The organism is Streptomyces sp. NPDC015032, from assembly GCF_043080425.1.
Lineage (GTDB): Bacteria > Actinomycetota > Actinomycetes > Streptomycetales > Streptomycetaceae > Streptomyces.
In genome coordinates, this window is the sequence record NZ_JBIBVN010000019.1 from 19,566 (window position 1) to 39,446 (window position 19,881).

General features: G+C 67.9%; 19 protein-coding genes. 10 read left to right on the top strand and 9 right to left on the bottom strand.

Annotated elements, in window-relative coordinates; all coding sequences use genetic code 11:
- The first annotated feature begins 63 nt into the window (after positions 1 to 63).
- The 3 genes from ACF08M_RS24645 (at position 64) to ACF08M_RS24655 (ending at position 3,989) form a co-directional block, all read left to right on the top strand.
- A complete protein-coding gene (locus ACF08M_RS24645) occupies positions 64 to 1,365 on the top strand; it encodes an extracellular solute-binding protein (protein ID WP_392187442.1) in 1,302 nt (433 codons plus the stop codon).
- Positions 1,366 to 1,875: 510 nt separating this feature from the next.
- On the top strand, positions 1,876 to 3,237 hold the full coding sequence (locus ACF08M_RS24650) for a BNR-4 repeat-containing protein (RefSeq protein WP_392187443.1): 1,362 nt from the start codon (positions 1,876 to 1,878) through the stop codon (positions 3,235 to 3,237).
- 128 nt (positions 3,238 to 3,365) lie between these two features.
- Positions 3,366 to 3,989, top strand: a complete 624-nt coding sequence (locus ACF08M_RS24655; RefSeq protein WP_392187444.1) for a sensor histidine kinase — start codon at positions 3,366 to 3,368, stop codon at positions 3,987 to 3,989.
- Here ACF08M_RS24655 and ACF08M_RS24660 read toward each other — a convergent pair.
- Entirely contained in the window at positions 3,919 to 4,857 is a 939-nt protein-coding gene (locus tag ACF08M_RS24660; protein ID WP_392187445.1) for a LysR family transcriptional regulator, read from the bottom strand. The genes ACF08M_RS24655 and ACF08M_RS24660 overlap by 71 nt on opposite strands.
- A gap of 351 nt (positions 4,858 to 5,208) precedes the next feature.
- Between ACF08M_RS24660 and dnaE the strand changes: the two genes are divergently transcribed.
- Positions 5,209 to 8,805 carry a DNA polymerase III subunit alpha gene (dnaE, locus tag ACF08M_RS24665; protein WP_392187446.1) on the top strand — a complete coding sequence of 1,199 codons (3,597 nt, stop codon included), beginning with the start codon at positions 5,209 to 5,211 and terminating at the stop codon, positions 8,803 to 8,805.
- A 156-nt stretch (positions 8,806 to 8,961) separates the two neighbouring features.
- Entirely contained in the window at positions 8,962 to 9,609 is a 648-nt protein-coding gene (locus ACF08M_RS24670) for a hypothetical protein (protein WP_392187447.1), read from the top strand.
- Positions 9,610 to 9,862: 253 nt separating this feature from the next.
- On the opposite strand, the gene ACF08M_RS24675 is transcribed toward ACF08M_RS24670, so the two are convergent.
- Positions 9,863 to 10,834 (bottom strand): helix-turn-helix transcriptional regulator, encoded by a 972-nt coding sequence (locus ACF08M_RS24675; RefSeq protein WP_392187448.1) that lies wholly within the window; start codon positions 10,832 to 10,834, stop codon positions 9,863 to 9,865.
- A gap of 91 nt (positions 10,835 to 10,925) precedes the next feature.
- Here ACF08M_RS24675 and ACF08M_RS24680 point away from each other — a divergent pair, with 91 nt between their 5' ends.
- Positions 10,926 to 11,915, top strand: coding sequence for a zinc-binding dehydrogenase (locus ACF08M_RS24680; protein ID WP_392187449.1), 990 nt, complete (start codon positions 10,926 to 10,928; stop codon positions 11,913 to 11,915).
- A 35-nt stretch (positions 11,916 to 11,950) separates the two neighbouring features.
- Positions 11,951 to 12,493, top strand: a complete 543-nt coding sequence (locus ACF08M_RS24685; RefSeq protein WP_392187538.1) for a DNA glycosylase AlkZ-like family protein — start codon at positions 11,951 to 11,953, stop codon at positions 12,491 to 12,493.
- 9 nt (positions 12,494 to 12,502) lie between these two features.
- Here ACF08M_RS24685 and ACF08M_RS24690 read toward each other — a convergent pair whose 3' ends face one another.
- Together ACF08M_RS24690 and ACF08M_RS24695 are read right to left on the bottom strand one after the other, a co-directional pair.
- Positions 12,503 to 12,721, bottom strand: a complete 219-nt coding sequence (locus tag ACF08M_RS24690; RefSeq protein ID WP_392187450.1) for a transposase — start codon at positions 12,719 to 12,721, stop codon at positions 12,503 to 12,505.
- Between the two features lie 167 nt (positions 12,722 to 12,888).
- Positions 12,889 to 13,299, bottom strand: coding sequence for a RidA family protein (locus ACF08M_RS24695; protein WP_392187451.1), 411 nt, complete (start codon positions 13,297 to 13,299; stop codon positions 12,889 to 12,891).
- Positions 13,300 to 13,576: 277 nt separating this feature from the next.
- On the opposite strand from ACF08M_RS24695, the gene ACF08M_RS24700 reads away from it, so the two are divergent.
- Complete coding sequence (locus ACF08M_RS24700) at positions 13,577 to 14,233, top strand: TOPRIM nucleotidyl transferase/hydrolase domain-containing protein (RefSeq protein WP_392187452.1); 657 nt, start codon at positions 13,577 to 13,579, stop codon at positions 14,231 to 14,233.
- A gap of 47 nt (positions 14,234 to 14,280) precedes the next feature.
- Here the strand turns inward: ACF08M_RS24700 and ACF08M_RS24705 are convergent, their stop codons facing one another.
- Both ACF08M_RS24705 and ACF08M_RS24710 read right to left on the bottom strand, forming a co-directional pair.
- The gene (locus ACF08M_RS24705; protein ID WP_392187453.1) at positions 14,281 to 14,463 is read right to left on the bottom strand and encodes a hypothetical protein; all 183 of its coding nucleotides are present in this window, start codon (positions 14,461 to 14,463) and stop codon (positions 14,281 to 14,283) included.
- Between the two features lie 128 nt (positions 14,464 to 14,591).
- A complete protein-coding gene (locus tag ACF08M_RS24710; protein ID WP_392187454.1) occupies positions 14,592 to 15,533 on the bottom strand; it encodes an alpha/beta hydrolase family protein in 942 nt (313 codons plus the stop codon).
- A gap of 284 nt (positions 15,534 to 15,817) precedes the next feature.
- Between ACF08M_RS24710 and ACF08M_RS24715 the strand changes: the two genes are divergently transcribed.
- Positions 15,818 to 16,408 carry a TetR/AcrR family transcriptional regulator gene (locus ACF08M_RS24715; protein ID WP_392187455.1) on the top strand — a complete coding sequence of 197 codons (591 nt, stop codon included), beginning with the start codon at positions 15,818 to 15,820 and terminating at the stop codon, positions 16,406 to 16,408.
- 607 nt (positions 16,409 to 17,015) lie between these two features.
- Here ACF08M_RS24715 and ACF08M_RS24720 read toward each other — a convergent pair.
- The 3 genes from ACF08M_RS24720 to ACF08M_RS24730 all read right to left on the bottom strand — a co-directional run bounded on the left by ACF08M_RS24720 (position 17,016) and on the right by ACF08M_RS24730 (position 19,418).
- Complete coding sequence (locus ACF08M_RS24720) at positions 17,016 to 17,528, bottom strand: DinB family protein (RefSeq protein WP_392187456.1); 513 nt, start codon at positions 17,526 to 17,528, stop codon at positions 17,016 to 17,018.
- Between the two features lie 444 nt (positions 17,529 to 17,972).
- Entirely contained in the window at positions 17,973 to 18,551 is a 579-nt protein-coding gene (locus ACF08M_RS24725; RefSeq protein WP_392187457.1) for a fasciclin domain-containing protein, read from the bottom strand.
- Positions 18,552 to 18,881: 330 nt separating this feature from the next.
- Positions 18,882 to 19,418 (bottom strand): ATP-binding protein, encoded by a 537-nt coding sequence (locus ACF08M_RS24730; RefSeq protein ID WP_392187458.1) that lies wholly within the window; start codon positions 19,416 to 19,418, stop codon positions 18,882 to 18,884.
- A 184-nt stretch (positions 19,419 to 19,602) separates the two neighbouring features.
- Here ACF08M_RS24730 and ACF08M_RS24735 point away from each other — a divergent pair, with 184 nt between their 5' ends.
- A complete protein-coding gene (locus ACF08M_RS24735) occupies positions 19,603 to 19,833 on the top strand; it encodes a DUF397 domain-containing protein (RefSeq protein ID WP_392187539.1) in 231 nt (76 codons plus the stop codon).
- Positions 19,834 to 19,881 lie beyond the last annotated feature (48 nt).

The window sequence follows — 19,881 nt, forward strand, 5'->3', positions numbered from 1 at the left end:
CGGGATCCGCCCGCGTCCTCCGCCACGTACTTCCCCTTCCGCCCACTCCCCCATGGAGACACCATGACCACCTCTGGCATCAGCCGCCGCGGCGCGCTGCGCATGTTCGGCATCAGCGCGCTCGGTGCGGCCGGCGCCGGCGTTCTGAGCGCCTGTGCGCCGTCCGGCGCCAGCACCTCCTCCAACGGAGGCGACACGAAGTCCAAGAACTTCGACTTCACCTCCTGGTCACTCAACGAGGAGGCCGCCAAGCCCTCGATCGAGAAGATCATCGCGGCGTGGGAGAAGGCCGAGAACTCCAAGATCCGCGCGGTCTCGTACCCGTACAACGAATATCTGAGCCAGCTCACCCTCAAGCTCGGCGGCGGGGAGACGACCGGCGCGGTGCACCTCGACATCGCCTGGCTCGCCGCGGTGGCGCAGATGGGTAAGCTCGCCGACCTCGGTCCCGTGGCCCTCAAGGGCGGCTACACGAACGTGGCGCTGGACAGCGGCATGTACGACGGCAAGCAGTACGGCCTGCCGTGGAACACCGGCTCGATCGGCGTGATCGCCAACTCCAAGCTCCTGGAGAAGGCCGGCATCAAGAAGCACCCCACCACCATCGACGAGTTCGAGGACGCGCTGCGGGAGCTGAAGGGGCTCGGCGGCGGCATCGTGCCCTACGCCGCTGCCACCAAGGTCGCGCAGCTCAAGGACATCTTCCCGTGGATGCAGACCTTCGGCTGCACGCTCATGGAGGGCGACAAGGTGACCATCGGCGACGACGCCTCCGTCGACGCGGTCACCTGGTACAAGAAGCTGCACGACGCGAAGCTGATCGCCGCGGACGTGGACCGCTTCGACGCGCGCGCCCTGTTCGGGCAGGGCAAGGCCGCCTTCTACGACGACGCCATCATCGGCAAGGGCGTGACCGCGGCCCAGTCCAAGGACAAGACGCTGGCCGACGCGATGCAGCCGATGAAGCGTCCGGTGCTGCGCTCCGGTGACACTCCGCAGGCGCTGCTGTGGGGCGGTGTGATCGCGATCGTCAAGGGCAAGGGACAGGAGGCGGCGACGCAGTTCGCGCTGCACACCACCTCCGACCGCGCCACCACCACCGAGTACTTCGCCTCCCGCTCCCTGCCGCCGTCCACCACGGCGGGCCTGGCCGACCCGAAGGTCGCACAGGACACCTTCACCACCGAGTGGACCCGGAAGATCACCGATACGGCGACCGGCAGCCCCTTCTGGCAGTTCGCGCAGAACGCCCAGATCGAGGAAGCCGTGGCCAAGCAGGTCCAGGCCGTCCTGGTCGGCAAGTCGAAGCCGAAGGACGCGATGAGGAAAGCCGCCGAGGAGGTCACCGACCTCATCAAGCGCTGAGAGCCTGTCGGGTGGCCTTCGATCGGGTAGCGGACACGGTCTGGTGCGTGCGATTCCAAGGCTCCGGGACGTCCTCGGATGGGGTCTCCCCTGCTCGAACGAAGCCGAGAGCTTGGGATGGGGTCTCCCCTGCTCGAACGAAGCCGAGAGCTTGGGATGGGGTCTCCCCTGCTCGAACGAAGCTGAGAGCTTGGGGAAGGAGCTACTTGGGCACTTCGGCAACGCGGGAAGCGTATGTGCCAGGGCGTGGCCGCCCGATCAGAGGTCACCCGACAGGCTCCGAGGGCAGCCAGGGGGGCAGTCCGGGGTCTGGTGAAGGTCGAGCGACCTTCACCAGACCCTTCACCATGTCGCACACGCATCCCTTAAGGTGGACCTCAAAACCGTATTGTGCAATCTCTATTCACGATCTGGGAACCGCTGTAAGCTCCCGGCGCAGCGGAGGGGGTTGGACCGACCCGCGCGGCCGCTCCCGTTCGCCTCACCATCACACCCGTGAAGGAGTTCACCTTGCGACGTCCCACGGCACGCACGTACGCCGTCTCGGCCGCGGCCCTGGCCGCCCTGACCACGCTCGTCCCGGCCGCCCGGGCCGACGGCACGGCGGCCGCGGCGACGGCGACGGCGACGGCGACGGCGACGGCGACGGCGACGGCGACGGCGACGGCGACGGCGACGGCGACGGCGATCGAGAAGGTCCCGTACGCGATGGACTCGTCGAACCAGGCCGCCTGGTGGACACCGGTCGCCACGTACAAGGGCCGCGGTCAGTACACGTACTTCGCCTTCAACGAGCCCGGCTCGACGGCTGCCACGCACCGTCCGGCCATCGCGCGGCGCGACCCGGACGGGGTCTGGAGCCGTCTGCCGCTGCTCGACAAGAGCGGGCAGCAGGCCGAGTTCCCCGACGACAACGGTCACAACCAGCCGTCCCTCGCGCGCGACGGCAGCGGCCGCCTCCACGTGTTCGCCTCCATGCATGCCAACGCCTGGCGCTACTTCCGCACCGAGGCCCCCGGCGGGGACGTCACGGACCACGCGGCCGAACTGCCCGACCAGAGTGAGGGCATCACCTACCCGATCGTGACCACCGCGCCCAACGGCGATCTGTACCTGGCCGCCCGCGTCGGCGCCGGAGCCGACCGGCGTCCCGGCAAGCTGTACCGCTGGGACAATGCCGCGGCGCGCTGGAGCGTGGTCGCCACCTTCGCCGGCGCGCTGAACCGCTCCGTGTACCCGGACGACCTGATGGTGGACGCCGCCGGGCGTGTGCACCTCCTGTACGAGTGGGCCAAGGCCCCGGCGACCGGGTTCCGGCACCGGCTCTCCTACCTGCGCTACGACCCGTCGACCGGCGCCTTCGCGGACAGCGCGGGTGCGGCGCTCACCGTCCCGGTGACGCCCGACACCTCCGACGTGATCCAGGAGCTGACCGCGGGCGAGGAATGGAGTATCGACAACGCCTACACGGGTCCGGCGGTACAGAGCGCGAAACTCACCCTCGACGGCTCCACCCCGAAGATCGCCTACCGCTACCGCTCGGCCGACAGCGGCGGCAACTTCCGCGTGTACTACGCGTATCCGAGCGGCAGCGACTGGGTCAGCAAGACCGTGTACGCCGGTGGCCAGACCGCCGCGGCACTCGGCATCACCTGGGACGAGACGGATACCAAACGGGTCTACTACGTCACCGGCTCCGGCACGGACCGTGTCTTCGCCGCGACGCAGTCGGCGGACGGGACCTGGACCTCGCAGTCCGCCGCGCCGGGCGTAAGCGCCGACCGGCTCGCGGTGCGACGGGACTCGGACGGAAAAGACGTGCTGTACCTGCCGGACACCGCCCACAACTCGCTCTACTACGGACGCCGCTGAAGCCCTGCGTCATCGGCACTCCACCCAGTGGGCAACCGGCCACGCGGGCTCCGGGCCGTCCTCGGTGAGAAGTCGGCGTGCCCGCCATGACCTTCGCCTCGCTGGACGGCACGACCTGACCCTGGGCGGTGTTCGGGGGGATCGTGCTGCTCGCCTCGCCCTACACGGTGACCTCGTGGGCGGGCGCACGTGCCGCGATGACACGTTCCTTCCTCGTTCCGCGCGACCGGGAGCTCGGCGAAGTACTGCGCGAGGTGCGCGCCTCGCAGTCGCGGCTGCTCGACTCCTCCGACGCCGAGCGGGTACGCATCGAGCGTGATCTGCACGACGGGGCACAGCAGCGGCTCGTCTCGCTGGGGATGACCCTGGGACTGCTGCGCCTCGAAACCTCGCAAGGCTCCCCGCAGGCCGAGCTGCTCAGCCAGGCGGAGAGCCAGCTCTCCACCACTCACCAGGAGTTGCGGTCGCTGATTCGGGGCCTGAACCCGCCCGTACTGGCCGATCACGGACTGATCGCGGCGATCGAGGACTACGCGGCCCGGTTCCCGGTCACGGTGGACCTCCGGCTGCTCGCACGGCTGCCCAGGAAACTCGAGACGACCGTCTACTACCTGATCAACGAGGCCAACTCGCCCGCAGCATCATCTGCTCGAGGCGACCCCGAACCTCATTCTGAAACCATCAACAGGCGGCCTGAGTCCACTTCGGTGTCCAGATCCCGCTGTCGGGGCGGCCGGGGTAGGCAGAAGTGAGGTGGTTGCGCAGCGCAGTGAGGGCGGGGTGCGGGTTGTCGGCACGCCAGATCAGTGAGTGGGGGTAGACCGGGGTCGGGTCGCGCAGGGGGATGCGCCGCAGGTCGTGACCGGCAGGCCAGACCAGCGGGGTCTGCTCACCGACGAAGGTCGCCAGCGTCGAGGAGTCCGCGATCGTGTCGAGGAGGTGCTCGACACCGAAGTTGGGGCCGATCGAGTCGATGGTGAGCCCGAACGCAGCGGCGAGTTCATCGTAGTAGGCGGCCCATTCGGTGCCGGGGATGTTGCCGGGCATCCAGATCCGGCGCCCGGCGAGCTGGGCGGGAGCGACCGCGGGGGCGGCGGCGAACTCGTGGGCCGGCCCGGTGAACAGGTGCAGCGGTTCGTCGGAGACCGGGGCGGCCTCGACGCCGTCGGGGAGCTGCCGACCCGGCATGGTGACGGCACGGAAGGTCGCGTCGATCGCCCCGGACCGGATGGCGGCAATGGCCGTATCGGAGTCGAACAGGGTCACGACATCGAGATCGGTCTCGGGGTACGCGCGGTGGAAGTCGCGCAGCAGACCTGCCACCGAGAGCCTGCGGCCGATCACGTCGACGCGCAGCGCCCGGCGCCCCGGCCGCACGGAAGCGGCTGCCCGTTCCTCTGCTTGGAGGAGAGCCCGGGCGTAAGGCAGGAACGCCTGTCCGTCGATGGTGAGCCGGGCACCGCGGGCCGTGCGGTTGAACAGCTGCACACCGAGATCCTTCTCCAGCACGGCGATGCGCTTGGAGACGGCCTGCGGGGTGATCGACAAGTTGGTGGCGGCTTCTTGGAATTGTCCCGCGTCCACGGCGGCGACGAAGGTGCGCACAGCGATGAGATCCACGCCGACCATCATAGACAGACAACTAATCGTTGAGTCTGATCGGCGAAATGATTGTTTGATTCCAGTAAGCCATGCTCGCTTTGATGTCTCTGGTCAACGTGCAGTTTCGCAAGCAGTGCGGCAGGCGGAGTGCTGCCCAGCAGCCGGGGGGGTCGGGCCTGCACTTCAAGAGCTCGGACCGATCGCGTTCACGGGCGGGGCGGCCCCTTGGCCGCCTCGCCGGCGTGACAGCACCGCGACGGACTGAGCCGTCCGCCCATCTGCCGATGCCGGTGCGCTCGGCCACCGACAAGGCCACCATCGCGTCTCGGGCGGGATGGGGCCTCCCACTCACCCTGGAGGCGACCACACGTGCCGGATTCCTTTGTTCACCTGCACAATCACACCGAATACTCCATGCTCGACGGCGCGCAGAAGATGAAACCGATGTTTGACGAGGTGGCCCGGCAGGGGATGCCCGCGATCGCTATGAGCGATCACGGCAACATGTTCGGCGCCTATGAGTTCGCGCAGGTCGCGAAGGGCTTCGAGGAGATCAGGCCGATCATCGGCATCGAGGCGTACGTGGCACCTTCCTCCCGGTTCGCCCGGAAGCAGGAGTTCTGGGGGCCGGGAGGCCGTCGCGCCAGGAGCACGGACGGTGAGGGGTCGAAGGATGTCTCCGGTGGCGGCCGCTTCACCCACATGACCATGTGGGCGCGGAACAGCCAGGGCCTGCGGAACCTGTTCCGGCTCAGCACGCAGGCCAGCTGTGAGGGTCAGTTCCCTGCCGGAAAGCCGCGCATGGACCGGGATCTGATCGCTGAGCGACCGGACGGCATCATCGCCACCACTGGCTGCCCCTCCGGCGAGATCCAGACCCGCATGCGGCTGAACCAGTATGACGAGGCGAAGGCTGCTGCCGCGGTCTACCAGGAGATCTTCGGGCGCGAGAACTACTTCCTGGAGCTGATGGACCACGGCCTGGACATCGAGCGCGAGGTGCGTGAGGGCCTGCTGCGTCTGGCCAGGGAACTGAACATTCCCCTCCTGGCCACCAATGACGCGCACTACGTCACCGAGGACCAGGCCGACGCTCACGACAGCCTGCTGTGCATCGGTGTCGGCAAGAACAAAAACGACCCGGGCCGCTTCCGGTTCAATGGCTCCGGCTACTACCTCAAGAGCGCCGCCGAGATGCGCAGCCTGTTCTCGGAGCTGCCGGAAGCCTGCGACAACACCCTGCTGATCGCCGAGCGCATCGAGTCCTACGACGAGGTCTTCGACTACGTCGACGAGATGCCGCGGTTCCCGGACGTGCCCGAAGGTGAAACGCAGGAGTCGTGGCTTCGCCGGGAAGTCCTCAAGGGGCTTGCGATGCGCTACGGGGACCCGGTCCCCCAGCACATCGTGGACCGCTTCGAGACCGAGATGTCGGTCATCGGCCCCATGGGGTTCAGCTCCTACTTCCTCGTCGTGGCGGACATCTGCCGCCACGCCCGGGAGAACAGAATCCCGCTCGGTCCCGGCCGGGGTTCGGCCACGGGCTCCATCGTCGCCTACGCCACCCGCATCACCGAGTTGTGCCCCCTGGAGCACGGTCTGCTGTTCGAACGGTTCCTGAACCCCGAGCGCATCAACCCGCCCGATGTGGACCTCGACTTCGACGACCGTCAGCGCGACCGGATGGTCCGCTATGTCACCGAGAAGTACGGCGGGGAGTACACCGCCATGGTGAACACGTTCGGCAGGATCAAGGCCAAGAACGCGATCAAGGACTCCTCGCGCATCCTCGGCTACCCCTATGCCCACGGCGAACGGATCACCAAGGCACTCCCGCCGGACCAGAACGGCAAGTCCGCCCCGCTGGCTGCCGTCTTCGATCCCTCCCACGAGCGGTACGGCGAGGCCACCGAGATCCGGCAGATGTATGAGAACGAGCAGGAGGTGAGGCGGGTCATCGACACGGCCCGCGGGGTGGAGGGCCTCACTCGCGGCACCGGCGTGCACGCCGCGGCGGTGATCCTGTCCAAAACGAAGCTCACCGACCGCATCCCCCTGCACATGCGTGCCTCGGACGGCGTGAAGATCACTGGATTCGACTATCCGTCCTGCGAAGCCATGGGCCTGATCAAGATGGACTTCCTGGGGCTACGGAACCTGGGGGTCATCGACCAGGCGATCGAGAACATCCGCGACAACCGGGGCATCGGCCTGGCCACCGTAGATCCCCTGGACGGCGACCCGTCCACCGTCGTGATCCCTCTGGACGACGCCAGGACGTACCGGCTGCTGGCCGAGGGCAACACGTTCGGTGTCTTCCAGCTCGACGGCGGCGGCATGCGCGTACTGCTGAAACAGATGGAACCCACCCGGTTCGAGGACATCGCCGCGGTCAACGCGCTCTACCGGCCCGGTCCCATGGCGGCGAACGCGCACACCAACTACGCGCACCGCAAAACCGGCCGCCAGGAGATCACCCCGATCCACCCCGAGTTGCGCGATGCTCTGGAGCCGATCCTCGGCAACACCTTCCATCTGCTCGTCTACCAGGAGCAGATCATGGCCATCGCCCGGGAACTGGCCGGGTACACCCTCGGCGGCGCTGACCTGCTGCGCCGTGCGATGGGCAAGAAGAAACCGGAGGTGCTGGCCGCGGAGTGGGACAAGTTCCACGACGGCATGCGGGGCAACGGCTACGGCGAGGAAGCCATCAAGGCCCTGTGGGATGTCATGCTCCCGTTCTCCGGCTACGCGTTCAACAAGTCCCACACCGCCGGATACGGCCTCGTCTCGTACTGGACCGCCTACCTCAAGGCCAACTATCCGGCCGAGTACATGGCCGCCCTGCTCACCTCGGTCGGCGACGACAAGGACAAGGCCGCGGTCTACCTCGCCGATGCCCGAAAGAACGGCGTCCGGGTCCTCCAGCCCGATGTGAACGAGTCCGTCGCGGAGTTCACCGCTGTCGGTGACGACGTACGGTTCGGGCTGCGGTCCGTACGCAACGTCGGCGACAACGTCATCGAGGCCGTCGTCGACGCCCGCCGCCGAAAAGGGAAATTCACTTCCTTCTCCGACTTCCTCGACAAGGCCGACCTGCCCGCACTGAACAAGCGAGCTGTGGAATCCCTGATCAAGGCCGGCACCTTCGACTCCCTGGAGCATTCGCGTAAGGGCCTCACCGCTATCCACGAGGCCGCCATCGACGCGATCATCCCCGTGAAGAAAGCGGCATGCTTCGGGCAGGACGATCTCTTCGCCGACCTGGGCGCCGAAGGAAACGGCGAACCGGCCTTCGGCCTCGACTTCCCCATCGATGCCTCGGAGTGGCCCCGCAGACAGCTCCTGGCAACCGAGCGCGACATGCTCGGCCTCTACGTCTCCGCCCACCCGCTGGACGGCGCCGAGCACATCCTCTCCGGCGCGCGGGACTGCTCCATCGCCGAACTGCTCGCCTCCGGCCGCACCGCCGGGGACGTACAGCTCTCCGGACTGATCACCGGCATCCAGCTCAAGATGACCAAACAGGGCAACGCCTGGGCCGTCGTGAACCTCACGGACCGTGATGCCGGTATCGAGGTCCTCTTCTTCCCCGCCGCCTACCAGCTCGTACAGCATGCACTGGCCGAGGACAACGTCATCTCCGTCAAGGGCAGGATCGAAGACCGGGACGGAACCGTGAACATCTTCGGCAGAGAACTCGCGGTACTGGACGTGTCCTCCGCCGAGCACGGCGGGAAACCCCCCGTGCAACTCGCCCTCCCCGCCCACCGGATCACCGAACAGTCCGTCTCGGAACTCAAGCGCATCCTCGCGGACCATCCGGGAGACAGCCCGGTCCGCCTCAGCGTTCGCAGTGCCCGCAAGACGACTGTGTACGCCCTGCAAGCCACGGTGGACGCCACCACCGTCGCCTCCGATGTGAAAGGCACCTTCGGAGCCGACGCGTGGGAGGGCCTCGCGTGATGCCGGCTCGCTGCGATTCGCACGGCTATGTGGTGGAGGACGTTCGTGACGCACCTGATCGACCAGGAAGAGAGTTCGTCTTCCTCGCATGACGTCGGTGACCTGACGTGTTCTCAGGCAATCTGGCGAACCGTAGGACTCCGGTCCGGCTCCTGCGTGAGATCCCTTGCCGACTGGACGCACCGGCCGACCGTGCTCAACACGTTCGAGGGCGTCGGTGGTGCGGTTGGCGTAAGCAGTATCGTTTCGGTGCTGAAGTCGCTGGACCGGCCGGGTGAGCTCGTGGCTCGGGGACTGGCGCAGGCCTGCTCGGGCTGCGTAAATCCGGGTGTGATCAAGAACCTCGTGCGGCGCGGCTTTCCCGCGCTCGCCCTCGCAGCTCTGCCCGTCCTGGCCGCCGTTCCTGCCGCCGACGCCGCGCAGAGCGGCCGTACCGTCCAGAGCACGCAGCCCCGAGAAGCCCTGCGCAGCGACTCCCATTTCTACCCGCCCGCCACCCTCGGCAAGAACCAGGCATGGACCTCCGGCAACGGCCGTACCATCCTGCGCGTTCAGAGCGACGGCAACGTCGTCGTCTACAAGGACAGCCGTCCCGTCTGGCAGGCCCCGAACGTCTACCCCAACGCCGACCGACTCGTCATGCAGCAGGACGGCAACTTGGTCGTCTACAACCGGGCCGGCAAGGCCCTCTGGGCCGCCGGAACCTGGCACAAGGGTCGATACCTCGCCGTCCAGGACGACGGAAACGTCGTCGTCTACAACAACGCGAACCGGCCCGTCTGGGCCACCAACACCGGCGACTGAGCGCCATCCCGTCCACGACAAGGGCCCGGACGGATCGTCCGGGCCCTTCCCTCTGCCTGCCGTGACGCGCCTCGGCGAAGGCGGGGAAGGATGCCGCGCAGATCTTCGGTCTCGATGACGTGGTCGGCGACGGCGTGTCCGTACTTCATGGCTGACCGAACCGCTGTGGGACCGATTTTCAAGCCCTCCTGCGCCTGCAGAACCTCTTTCCACTTCCTCGTCGGCTGCCGCGAATGTCGCCACCGTCGCGGTGTCACGGTGAGGAAGGTCGTGCGGGTGCGCGGGTGGCCCGGAGGAAGCGGGCGCCCCACTCCTGGACGTGCGCGGCGAACTCCGGCGGCCCCAGGACCTCGAACTCGGAGCCCACGTTGCCCAGTGCCTGAGTCGGCCAGTCGAGAGAGGTCGAGGTCATGGTGAGCCGACAGCTGTCCTGATCGAGCGGTTCGATCGTGCCCCAGCGGCCGATCACCCGCCGCACCCGCGAGGAGGGCGCGTGCACAAGGACCTCGACCGTGTACGGAGCCGGGGGCCCACTCGCTGCCTGGACGAAGGCCACGGCGTCCTCGGCCGGTAGCAGTCGCGGCCGGAAGCGCGTGCCAGTCGCCGTCGGCTCGGTCAGCCGGTCGAGGCGGAAGCTGCGCCAGTCGTGCCGGCCCAGGTCGTAGGCCACCAGGTACCAGCGTCCGCCGAGTACGACCACGCGGTGCGACTCGACCTCACGCTCAGTGAGTGCGGAGCCCCTGGCCGTGTAGTCGAACCGCAGCCGCTCCTCGTCCCGGCAAGCCTGGGCGACCGCGGTGAGCACCCCCGTCGGGACGACCGGCCCGGACACGACAGCGGAGAGGGTCATCGCCCGCAGGGCGTCCACTCTGGCCCGCAGCCGGGGCGGCAGGACCCGCACCACCTTCGTGAGTGCGCGCAAAGACGCCTCCTCCATACCCGCGATCCCGCTCTGCGCCGCGTCGCCGACGCCCACCGCGAGCGCCACCGCCTCCTCGTCGTCCAGCAGCAGCGGCGGCAGGACGGCGCCGGGCGCGAGCTGGTAGCCGCCGTCGGTGCCCCGGGCCGCGCCGACCGGGTAGCCGAGTTCGCGCAGCCGCTCGATATCGCGGCGCAGCGTCCGCTCGGAGACCCCGAGCCGGTCGGCCAGTTCCAGGCCGGACCAGTGCCGGTGGGTCTGCAGCAGCGAGAGCAGTCTGAGGGTCCGTGAGCTGGTGTTCGCCATGCCGACATCCTGCCTCGACTTCCGGTCAGAAAGTGACCGGAAGCCTCCCTAGAGTCGATCTCGACGGCCACACCCGAGGTAAGGACGGAAAATGATCGCCCGTGAGATCCAGCTGATTGCCCAGATCACCGGCGCCCCCACACTCGACCATTTCACCGTCGCCAAGACCGAGGTGGACGGCGAGGTTCTGGTACGCACCGACCAGATCGGGCTCGCCGCGACCTACCTGGAGCTGATGCGGGCCGACTGCACCATCCCGGTCCCGGCCTGGCAGCCGGGGCAGCGAGTGGGGGTGGCCGCCATCGGCACCGTGGTCCGATCCGACAGCCCCGAACTCGAGATCGGCGACCTGGTCCAGTCGATGACCGGCTGGAGCGAGTACTCGGCCGGCCCGGCCGACTCGTACCTCAAGCTCAATCGTGAGCTCTTCGCCGACCCCGGCTACTACCTCGGCCAAGGACCGACCGCCTACTACGGGATGGCCGAGGTAGCGTCGGTCGGCGAAGGCGACGTGGTCTTCGTCTCCGGCGCGGCGGGCGGGGTTGGCTCGCTGGCCGGGCAGATCGCCAAGTGCCTCGGCGCGGCGCGGGTGATCGGCAGCGCCGGCAGCCTGGCGAAGGCCGACTACTTGGTGAACGAGCTCGGCTACGACGCCGCCTTCGACTACCACGACGGCTCTGCCGCCGACTGGCTGCGGGAGCTCGCGCCCGAGGGCATCTCCGTCTTCTTCGACGTCGTGGGCGGCGAGCAGTACCAGGGCGCGCTTCAGAGGGCCCGGCCCGGAGCGCGCTTCGCCCTCTGCGGCTCACTGTCCAGCCAGCTCGGTGACGCGGCGCAGCGCTTTCCGCAGCCCGATCGCGCGGCGGCCGAGGCCAGGGGCGTCGAACTGCTGCCGTTCTCCTGCTACCAGACGCCCGATCAGATCGCGGCCTGGCGCAAGGCCTTCAGAGGCTGGCTGGGCGAGGGTCGCTTCGTCTACCCGCAGACAGTGGTCGAGGGTGGGATCGAGGACGTGCCGCAGGCGTTCCTCTCCCTGTTGCAGGGTTCCTACAAGGGCAATGTCTCGGTGCGGCTGTCGTGACCACACTCTCCCTCCGGGCCCTGAACCGAGCACTGATGGGCCGCCAGTTTCTGCTGGGGCGCACCGATCGCACCCCGTTGGAGGTGATCGGTCGACTGGTTGCACTGCAGGCACAGGAGCCCAACTGGGCCTACGTCGGGCTGTGGAGCAGGATCCACTCCTTCACGCAGCCCGAGCTCACCGCGCTGCTGGAGGACCGGCAAGTGGTCCGCTCCGGTCTGCTCCGCAGTACCCAGCACCTCGCCGCGGCCGACGACTTCCGTCGGCTGCGGCCGCTGCTGCAGCCCGCACGGCCGGCTCGCCCCACTTCACCCGGAACAGCACGGGCCTGGACGCGGCGTCCTTGGTGGTCGAGGCCCTCGCGGCCGTCCGGGCGACGGTCGAGCACGACTTCGGCCACCTCAAGACCTGGCGCGTGCTCGGCAAAGTCCGCACCGACCCGAAGTGGGCGACTCCCCTGGTCAGGGCTCTGCGTCCTCACGAACCGCGAAGTCTCCCGAGGACCGACGATCTCCACCGAAGTCACCCGCCCACGACCAGCACCAGCGTCCCGAACCCCGCGCACACCAGACCCGTGACCAGCAACTTCACGACGCAGAGTGCCCAATGTCGATCCGGCCGTGATCGAGCCCGTCGTACATCGCTCCATGTCCGCGACGGTGCTCCGGCAGCAGCGTCAGGTTCATCGCGGACTTCACCGCCCTTTCCGTGCGCGCCACGGCGTCCCAGAGTTCAAACGGTTCATCGCGCCGGGCGGTCGCACACTCGTAGAACTCGCCCCGGAAGTGGGATACTTCGGCGAACAACTCTCTCTCCGGACGGCATCAGGCAGCAAACTCTCCCCCACGGCCATCGTCGTGGTCATCTGCGCCCCGGTCTGAGCACACGATCAGACGAAGGCAGCCTCGGCGTCCGGCACATGACCAAGCGGGCGAAGCAGTTCGAGACGCCGCTCGAAGCCTGAGGAATCGGCTCAGTCAGGCAGCGTCGCAGTGAGATCCAGCTCGACCAGCTGTCCTGTGAAACCCAGCTGTGCAACGCCCAGGAGCGTACTGGCGGAGGTGAATGCCGGTCCGAGGGCGGAAGCGGTGAACCGAAGCCAGGCGGCGCCCAGGACATCTCTGTCGTCGCTCCGCACGTAGATCACCGAACGCACCACATGCTGCGGCTGGGCGCCCGCCGCTGTGAGAGCGGCGAGCGCGTTCACAACGACCTGATCAACTTGAGCCTCGATGGAGCCCGGGCCGACGAGGGAGCCGCTCCGATCGAGCGGGCACTGCCCCGCCAGGTAAGCCGTTCGGCCGGTTTCCACCAAGGTGATGTGGTGGTAGCCGGGCGTCTCATGCAACTGCTCGGGGTTGATGCGGGTGATCTTCGTTGTCATACCCACAAGTCTGACCAGTGTGCTGCAATCACGCATCGGGGTTTCCCTCCGTCGCGCGACCAGTCGACGCGACGCGTTCCTGTTTGCACGTCAGAAAGCGGAGTGCCGTCGCCGAAGATGTCGATGCGCGGGTGCGTCCCCCTCGGATGAGATCGCCCGAAACCGGCCGTTCACCCGAATCGGCACCTCCTCCGATCGGCTGAGTCATCACCCCCCGAAAACGTGCGTGCGTACGGGAGCTCGGCCGTGCCAGGATGGCGCTGGGAAGCGAGGTCTCGTGGACGAGTTGAGGCAATTCCGCCTGGCGCTGGTCGCATGGGCGGCCGGTGGAGCGGAGGCGGGCGCGGCCGCCGCGGTGGCGCGGGAGCTGGCCGACGGCGGCGTGCGGATGATCGTGCTCGTCGAGGGGAGCAGCGATCAGGTCGCGCTCGAAGCGCTGGCCACGCGCTACGGCCGCGACCTCGGTGCAGAGGGCGTCGCGGTAGTGCCGCTCGGAGGTGCGACGAGCATCGGGCGTTTCCTTGACGTGTGCGGTCCTCCGGCGCTCGACCTCCCACTGGCCGGTCTCTGCGACATCGGCGAGGAGCGGCATTTCCGGCGCCATCTTGAACGGGTCGGGCTCGGGTCCGGCATCACGCGCGCCGAACTGGAGACGCTCGGGTTCCACGTGTGCATCGCCGACCTGGAGGACGAGCTGATCCGTGCGGTCGGGGCCGAGGGCGTGCAGCAGGTGATCGAGGCGCAGGGCGAGATGCGCCCCTTTCATACCTTCCAGGGCCAGCCGGCGCAGCGGGAGCGGCCCGTGGAACACCAGTTGCGGCGTTTCATGGGTACGCACAGTGGTCGCAAGGCGCTCTATGCGCAGGCGCTGGTCGCGCACCTGCACCTCGATCGCGTTCCCCGGCCACTGGAGCGCCTCCTCGCGCACGTCTGACACGGCCGCGATGCCAAGGCCGTCACCGTGCCTGCGTCCGGCCCCTGTCAGAGGATCGGAGGGCGGGTGGCAAACAGCACCCGCAGCGCCTCACGTTCGCTACGGAGGCGAGGCTGGATCAGGTGCTCGGTGGACAGGGCCTCCTTGGCGGCCCGGACGGCGTCGAGCATGTCGGTCGTGCAGCCGCCCCGGTTGGCCGCTCGCTCGGGTCGGCAGACCTCGACGACCACGATGAACGACTCCGCACCCTGGCCCGTCGGGCTTGTGTCTGTACGGCGCCAGCCACACGTAAGAACACCCGTTCAGTCGATGACGGCGGCGGCTTCGACCGCACGCGACCGAACCCGGTGAGGGCCGCCTACTTGCTCTGCAGTTTCCCCAGCGGGTCGGGTTTATCCTCCAGTGCGGCGGCCGCCGCCTTCCAGCTGGTGTCCTCTGGGTAGAGAGCGCTGCGCAGGAAGGCCGTGGTGAGCCGCTGGACCAGGGCGACGCGGGCGGGACTCTCATCCGTCGTCTCGGCGACCTCGTATCCAGGGATTCCTCCGAGCGAGTGCTCGGCCTCGAACAGCGTGAGCAGGCTCTTGTTTCCCGGGCTGCAGGTGTAGGGGTCGGTGAACCAATCCGGCCCGCGCGTGGACAAGTGGGACTGGTCGTGGTCCCCGGCGACGATGAGAGCCGGTGTGGTCATGGTGTCGAAGGACGGCCTCATGAACGGGAAGTTCTCGCTGGCGAACGGAGTCAGGTCGTCGCCCAGGCCGGTCAGGGCGAGCAGCACACCCGCCTTGACGCGGGGGTCGGACATGTCCTCGCCGGGTACGGCGTCGGAGTCGAGGACGCGGGCGCCCAGCAGTGTGCTCGCCGTCTGGGCTCCCCAGGAGTGGCCTGCCACGGCGATGCGATCGCGGTCGAGGCGCCCGGCGAGGTCTGGCACGGAGGCTTCCAGAATGTCGAGTCCGTCCAGCACCCGCTTGAGGTCCTCGATACGGAAGCGCCAGATCCGCGGCGTACGGGGATCCTCGGCGGGGAGGCCGAGCGTCCTGGAGTCGAGGTGGGTGGGCTGCAGGACCACGAAGCCGTGGGCGGCCCAGAAGTCCGCCAGTGGGGCGTAGCCGTTCATCGACCAGCCGAAGCCGTGGGAGAAGACGATGACGGGCAGATCGCTGCCGGTCGCGGGGGCGGACACGCGGACCTGGAGGTCCTCGCCGCGGTCCGGGGCGGGCAGGACGACCGGTTTCGCGGATACCACCAGAGTGGTCGCACCTGCAGTCTTCTGTGCGTCCGTGGTGTTCGATTCGGACATGGCAGTGCCTTCCGTTCGGGTCTTCGCAGTCTTGGTGCAGTGGGGTCGGCAGTCGGTGGCGCCACGGACCGGGCCGGGCGGGGAGCGGTGAGCGTTTCTCATACGCAGCCGCATCAACGCCAGGTGTCGACGGTCGCGCGCTCCTCCGTCCGAGGCTGGAGTGGAGACGCGGCAGCGGTCTGGTCGGCCGCCCCCCGGTCTGCCATCATAAATGAAACGGAACCTTGTTCCGATTACGATACGGAACGCCGTTCCGCTTTGCAACACCAGGGAAGGAAGTCACGGTGAACGACAACGACCAGGGCGCGGGAAGTTCGGCCAGGTCCAAGCGCAAGGACGCCCGGCGCAACCAGCAGACCCTGCTGGACGCGGCTGCGGCGGTCTTCGTCACCTCGGGTGTGGAAGCGCCAGTACGCGACATCGCGGCCAAGGCCGGGGTTGGGACGGGCACGATCTACCGCCACTTCCCCACCCGGGCGAACCTCGTCATCGCCGTCTACCGCCACCAGGTCGACGCCTGCGCCGAGGCCGGCCCAGCCCTACTGTCCACCAGCCCGACACCCCATGCTGCCCTGGGGCGGTGGGTCGACCTCTTCGTCGACTTCCTGGTCACCAAGCACGGCCTGGCCGCCGCAATGCAGGGGGAAGGCACTGGCTTCGAGACGCTGCACACCTACTTCCTCGACCGCCTCCTGCCGGTATGCACCCAACTCCTCGACGCTGCCGCCGCCTCCGGCGAGATCCGCTCCAACCTCGACGCCTACCAACTCATGCGCGGCATCGGAAACCTCTGCATCGGCGCCGACAGCGACCCCCGCTACGATGCGCGCCGGCTGGTCGCGCTCCTCGTCGCAGGACTCCGTGAACCGCACTGACCGTGGCGCTCACCAATGACAGAGCCCTCGCATAAACGGTCCTTTGCCCGAACAAGACCCAAAAGGGCCACACGGAGAGCGCGAGGCAGAAGCGGGGTTCGCGGAACTCGTTCGCACCCCAAGGCGGGTTCTGGGTACTTCTGAGAATCTTTTGCGACAGCGCCCGGGGGTATGACGGTCTCTCAAGAGGCTTCCCCGAGCGACACCGATGGTGTCGAGCGGCACCCGTGGCCCCGCTGCGGGGCCGACCCCGGTTCGCCGTGCCGCTCGCGCTCCGGCGCGGTCGCCGGCACCCACCACACCGGCCGCTGCACCAAGGTGCCCCGGCTCGCCGAGCCCCTGCGCGTACCACCCCCGCCGACCGCGGGCCCGGCCGGCGGTGGTGGCCCGGCACCCCGGTCCCTCTCATGCTCGCCGGTCCCCTGCCCGGGATGTACGCCCCCGAAGCCGTCGAGGCGGCCCGCGCGACTTCGCCGTCCTCCACTCCGCCGACGACATCCCCCGCCCCGTCCGGCCCGCATCCTCACGCCAGACGCCAAGGCGTAAGGAGCTGTCCCGGCATCACGATCACCCGTGGCGGGTTTCTGACGTATCCGGGGCATGCCCCCTATACGCCGGTGGTGCCGTCGATGCGTTCCCGGAGCAGGTCGGCGTGGCCGTTGTGGCGGGCATACTCCTCGATCATGTGAACGTAGATCCAGCGGAGACTGACGTCCTGCTCCATGAAGCGGCCAGTATCGGACAGAGCACGACCGTCGCAGTGCTCGCGGGCACGGGCGATCTCCGCGTGCCAGGTGGTGAGAGCGTCGCGCAAGGTGGCGCCCTCGGCCACTTCGAAGCCGCCGTCGGGGCCACGCGGGTCGGCCTGCGGGTCGTAGATGGGCGGGGTCTGCTCTCCGGCGAACACTCGGCGGAACCAGTTTCGCTCCACCTCCGCCATGTGCTGGACGAGGCCGGTCAAAGTGAAGCCGGACGGTGGCACGGACGCGACGGCGGCCTGCTCGTCGTCCAGACCCTCGCACTTCATGGCGAGTGTGGTGCGGTGAAAGTCGAGCCAGCTTTCGAGCGTGGTGCGCTCGTCAGTGTTCAAGGGCGGCAGAAATCGTTCGATGATACTCACCGGTCAATTGTCACCAGCAGTCGAAGCCGTCGGCAAGCACGGCCTCACAACAGGGCAACAGTTACCGGATCCCGGGTGCGGATCGCCCCTCAGCCCTTCCCGGTGCCGTCGAGTTGGAAGTGCCAGAGGACCACCGTCGGGGAATCGTCCAAGGCCGCAGCCGACGCCTCCGGGCACCGGCGCAACAGGTCCCAGGACATGTGGGTCGGGAGTGGGTCCGGGGCTGCGTCGGGGTCGAGGGAGCGGCGCGGGCGGACCAGATCGCCTCAGCGCCCACGGACCAGCCCGCGCTCTCCTCGTGGTCGGCATCCGCGCGGACGGCATCCGTACCTGCACGCACCGTCGCCGGGCACCGAGCTCGGCCGCCTGGGCTGATGGATCCCGCCTCCCGGGGAAGCGGGACCACACACCCGCTGGCCCACCGCAACCTGGAGTAGCTCATACCTAGGACGGCGGCTTGAGGACCGTGTCGACGAGGTAGACAGTGGCGTTGGCGGTCTTGATGTCCCCGCAGACGATCTTGGCGGTGTCGTTGACCTTGAATGACGTGCCCGACCCGGAGGTCTTGAGCTTGGAACCTTCCAGCGTCTTGAAGCTGCCGTGGGGAAGCTCACTGGGGGTGATGGTCTTGTCCACGACGTGGTAGGTCAGGACCTTCTTCAGCTGCCCCTTGTCCTTGAGAAGACTGGCAAGCTGCTTCTTGGAAATCTTTTCGAACGCCGCGTTCGTGGGGGCGAAGACCGTGATGTGCTTCGCATCATTGAGCTTGGTGGTGAGCCCGGCGTCCTTCCAGGCAAGTGCCAGCTTGGTCAGTTTCGGGTTGTTGGCCGCTGCGGTGGCGACGCGTTCCTTGGACATGCCGGTGACGCTGCCCTTGCCGCTGTGCGGCAACGCGGAGCACCCCGGACCGAACGGGCTCGGCGTATCCGCGAATGCTTGCGGGGCGAACGCGCCGAGCGAGAGCGGGAGGGCCACCACAGCGGTGATCGCTGCGGCGCTTGTTCGGATGCGACGTGAACTCATACCGATTCCTCTTCCCTCTAGGAGAGGTCCGTGAGGCGTCGATGGCGCTCCCCGTCGGACAAGGAGTGTGGCCGATCTGGCCGGGGTGTCGTCTGCACCGCTCCGGCGTGCCTCGTGGGCCACCGAAACCAGCCTAGACATCACCCGGCGGAAAGCGCACCCCGAAGACGATCGGCTGGTTAAGCCACTCGCCCACCCCATGCGAAGTCGACGTCTACCTCGCCCCAACCCGGGGGTCACGCAGATCGAGGAGATCGTCACTGCCGACACTCGCCTCCGGCGCGGCTACGCACGCGGCGTCCTCGCCACCGCTCTGCAGCACGCTTCGCACTACGGCCCGGTCTTCCTCCTCGCCGACCCTGACGGCTGGAGGGGGACGCGGGCCCATACGGCTTTTCCGGTGTGGCCGGACGGTTTCCATCCCCAGTCCTCGCTCAGGGCTCTGACGATGGGGAGACCGCGGTAGCGTTCGGACAGGGGTGCGGGCAGGGCGAGGTGCGGTCGCCGTGGGCTCGGGTCATAGACGATGCACAGCAGTGTGTGAGGACGTCGGGTGAGTGCGAGCCAGACGGCCGGCGTGTTCCCGTCGGGCAGTGGTGTGCGGCGGCGGCCGTGACGTACGGCGTTGGCGACGAGTTCGGAAGCGATCTGGACGGCGTCCTCGCGGACGGGGTCCAGGTGCCAGCGGTGCAACACCTCTGCGGTGAACCGCCGGGCTTCCTTCAGGCAGGAGGTGGAGTTCTGGATGCGGTGTGCTGCGAAGGGAGGCGCGCCGAGGCCGAGATGCGGGGCGAGGCCGGCGGTTCCGGGCAACTGGTGGCTGCGTGGAGCCTGTTTGCCGCTGTGCTTGCTGTGCGTCTCAGGCATATTCGTCTCCCCGTCGTGGGCGCGTGCGATGCGCTCACCGAATTTTGTCCCGCTACTCAGGGCGTTAATGCTCGTTCCTGCAAGTACAGCTGAAATTTCAGCACGCATCCTTTCGTACGGCTGTTCTGTTTTCGCGGTGGCACGGGGACGGGGTGCGTGATCGTCAGAAATCGGAGTGGTCGCGATGATGCAGGTCAATGGTTTCAGTGCCGACGAGATTGCGGGTGCGGTGTGGCGGAAGAGTGCTCGGAGCAACGCGGCGGGGAACTGCGTCGAGATCGCCCGTCTGGAGGATGGAGGAATGGCAGTACGGAACTCGCGGTTCCCGAAGGGTCCCGCGCTGGTTTACACACCTGCCGAGGCAGAGGCCTTCCTGCTGGGCGTGAAGGAAGGTGATTTCGACTTTGTTTTGTAGACGTACAGTCAGACTCTGACTATTGGCTGTCCCTGGCTGAATGCGCTG

What these genes read in the sequence shown, in the direction of transcription:
- ACF08M_RS24645 (WP_392187442.1), top strand. Translation starts at nt 64, where the DNA reads ATGACCACCTCTGGCATCAGCCGCCGCGGCGCGCTGCGCATGTTCGGC.
- ACF08M_RS24675 (WP_392187448.1), bottom strand. Translation starts at nt 10,834, where the DNA reads ATGGCGAACACCAGCTCACGGACCCTCAGACTGCTCTCGCTGCTGCAG.
- ACF08M_RS24680 (WP_392187449.1), top strand. Translation starts at nt 10,926, where the DNA reads ATGATCGCCCGTGAGATCCAGCTGATTGCCCAGATCACCGGCGCCCCC.
- ACF08M_RS24685 (WP_392187538.1), top strand. Translation starts at nt 11,951, where the DNA reads ATGGGCCGCCAGTTTCTGCTGGGGCGCACCGATCGCACCCCGTTGGAG.
- ACF08M_RS24695 (WP_392187451.1), bottom strand. Translation starts at nt 13,299, where the DNA reads ATGACAACGAAGATCACCCGCATCAACCCCGAGCAGTTGCATGAGACG.
- ACF08M_RS24710 (WP_392187454.1), bottom strand. Translation starts at nt 15,533, where the DNA reads ATGTCCGAATCGAACACCACGGACGCACAGAAGACTGCAGGTGCGACC.
- ACF08M_RS24725 (WP_392187457.1), bottom strand. Translation starts at nt 18,551, where the DNA reads ATGAGTTCACGTCGCATCCGAACAAGCGCCGCAGCGATCACCGCTGTG.
- ACF08M_RS24730 (WP_392187458.1), bottom strand. Translation starts at nt 19,418, where the DNA reads ATGCCTGAGACGCACAGCAAGCACAGCGGCAAACAGGCTCCACGCAGC.
- ACF08M_RS24735 (WP_392187539.1), top strand. Translation starts at nt 19,603, where the DNA reads ATGATGCAGGTCAATGGTTTCAGTGCCGACGAGATTGCGGGTGCGGTG.